This window comes from Rhodosalinus sp., assembly GCF_041685465.1.
Classification (GTDB): domain Bacteria; phylum Pseudomonadota; class Alphaproteobacteria; order Rhodobacterales; family Rhodobacteraceae; genus Rhodosalinus.
In genome coordinates this window covers 1-2,599 of record NZ_JAWLFS010000324.1, presented here as the reverse complement: position 1 = coordinate 2,599, position 2,599 = coordinate 1, and the positions used below count along the sequence as shown (strand labels likewise).

The following is a 2,599-nucleotide window of genomic DNA, read 5'->3' as shown; positions in this document are numbered from 1 at the left end:
TCCCTGATTTTGTCGGTTGCGTGTCGATCTCGGCTGTCGCTGAAGGTTGTCGCCTGAGCGTCGACCTTTGGCGTGCTGCGGTCGGCGGCGGCGCGTCGGCGATAGCTGTCGCCGTTCATCTCGAGGATGGTGGCGTGGTGGACGAGGCGGTCGATCGCGGCGACGGTTACGGCCTGGTCGGGAAAGACCCGGTTCCAAGCGCTGAAGGGCTGGTTGGCGGCGATGGCGAGGCTCCTGGCCTCGTATCGGCGAGCGATCAGCTCGAAGAGGACGGAACTCTCGGCCTGATCCTTCTGGGCGTAGGTGATGTCGTCGAGGATGATCAGATCGAACTTGTCGAGCTTTGCGAGGGCGGCCTCGAGGGCGAGATCGCGGCGGGCGGCTTGCAGTCGCTGCATGATGTCGGTGGTGCTGGTGTAGAGGACGCGTCTGCCCGCCTCGACGAGGGCATGGCCGATGGCACAGAGGACATGGGTCTTGCCGGCGCCCGAGTTGCCGATGGCGATGAGGTTGGCGCCGGTCTCGATCCAGTCGCCGGCGGCCAGGGCCTCGATGCGGGCGCGGGGCACGCCGGGCAGGACCTTGAAGTCGAGGGTGGCGAGCGTCTTGCCGCCCGGGAGCTGGGACTGGTGCAGGTGGCGCCGGATGCGCCGGGCGTCACGTTCGGCCATCTCGAGCTCGGCCAGGGCGGCGAGGAAGCGCGATGCCGGCCAACCCTCGGCGTCGGCGCGGTCGGCCAGCGCCTGCCAATGGCGATGGAAACCGGGCAAGCGCAGCGCGGTGAGCATGGCGGGCAGCGCGTGGACATCGACGGGGCGCGGGGCTGCGGGGGCGGTCATGCGCTGCCCTCCAGCAGGGCGTCGAAGCTGGCCAGATCGGTGAGCGCGACGGGCGTGTCGTCCGGGAGCACGCGCCGGCGTGGTTCGAGCCTCCGTTTGAGGGCGAGCGCCTCTGGCAGCGCGCCCTGGCCGAGGGTGTCGGCGATGAGGGAGGCGAGCTCGGCCTCGCAGCCCTCGTCATGGGCGAGCCCGAGCAGGTCGACCATCCGGCGGCAGGCGTCGCGGCGCGGCAAGGCGGCCGACAGCGCGGCCCAGGCCTCTGCATATTCCGAGCGAGGAAACAGGCCGTCGCGATAGATCGACCCGGCCAGCGCCTGCGGCTTGCGGCGCAGCGCGTGGATGACATGGCGATAGTTGACGCAGTGAACGCGCACGCCGTCACCGCGGCCGCGGCGCCGGGGGTGGGTGACGACATGGGTGGCGCCAAGGAAGGCCTCGATCCGGTCGTCATGGACATGGACCCGCAGGCGCTGCCCGATCAGCTGTGAGGGCGCGGAGTAGAACACGCTGTGGACCAGGAAGCCCCCCGTCTTCGTGACGCGCGCGACCACCTCGGTGAAGTCTGTCGTGCGCCGGGCGGGCAACGGGCGCAGCGCCGCCATCTCGATGCGCGCCGCGGCCTCGCGACGGCGGTTGCGGCGGGCCACCACCTCATCGACGAAGCGGCGCCAGCTGGCGAGATCGGGGAAGTCACGCGAGCCTCGCAGGATCAGGGCCTGGTCGAGGGCGACCTTGAGGTGGTTGTTGTGGGCCTCGATCGAGCCGTTCTCGTGCGCCTCGCCGGGGTTGTTGCGGCTCGCCAGCATGCCGTAGTGGCCGCAGAAGCTTTCATATCGCCGCGTGATGTCGGCGGCGGCATGGGCATCGAGGTTGCGGTAAGCCGCCGAGAGGCTGTCGGTGCGATGCTCCTGCGGCACACCACCGAGGGTCCAGAGGGCGTTCTGCAGGTTCTCGGCCAACGCCGGGAAGCTCTCGCCGCCCAGCACCACGGCCGCGTGTTCCCAGCCGCTGTAGGCCAGGACGAAGTGGTAGAGCCGGTGCGCCAGAGGCTGCTCTGCGATCGTCACGCCCAGGCCTCTGGCATCGGTGAAGTCCGACAGCGCCATGCGGCCCGGCTCGGGCGTCTGCCGGAAAATCACGTCGCGCTCCGGCCCGTGCAGCGCGCGCCAGTCGCGGACGCGCCGCTCCAGCGTGCGGCGCACGCGGTCGTCGGGGAAGGCGTCAGGATCGTTCAACTGCAGGTGCCGCAGCAGGGTCACGGCCTGCACGGCCGGATCGCGGGAGAGGATCGGCACGAGGATCGGCTCCCAGACGGCTTCCAGGGGGTCGGGCACGGTGCGTCCCCGAGCAGGCTTGCGCTGGGATGGCAGACGGGGATCGGCATCGAGGCGGCGGGCGGTGCGTTCGCTGAAACCCGCACGGGAGGCTGCGACACGCTGGCTGTGATTGCGACGGTCGGTCATGTAGAGTCTCGCTTGCTGGTCGGTGACGGGTTTGCCCGGCACGGTCGGATCTCCGTTTGGATGCAGAGATCCCGACCCTACCGGCACGCAGCGACCAGCACCCAAGCCCCCCCATGAGGCCCGCGCCGGTGGCCCCAGCCTACGGTCGGGCTACGCCCTCCCTCCGGCTGGGGCCACCGGCCAACTTGGCTGACGGTGGCGGCCAACTTGGTTGTCGCTCATCAGAGGCATGTTTGACGCGACCTCCAGGGAATGCGGCGCAGGCGCGCCGTCCGGTGAATGCGGCGCGGACGCGCC

2 protein-coding genes are annotated in these 2,599 nt (G+C 70.3%); both read right to left on the bottom strand.

The window, feature by feature from the left end:
- On the bottom strand, positions 1–839 hold an 839-nt coding region (gene istB, locus ACESL7_RS15180), incomplete at its 3' end, for an IS21-like element helper ATPase IstB (protein WP_372894134.1).
- The gene (gene istA, locus ACESL7_RS15175; protein ID WP_487247764.1) at positions 836–2,344 is read right to left on the bottom strand and encodes an IS21 family transposase; all 1,509 of its coding nucleotides are present in this window, start codon (positions 2,342–2,344) and stop codon (positions 836–838) included. The genes istB and istA, both read right to left, overlap by 4 nt.
- Positions 2,345–2,599: the final 255 nt, after the last annotated feature.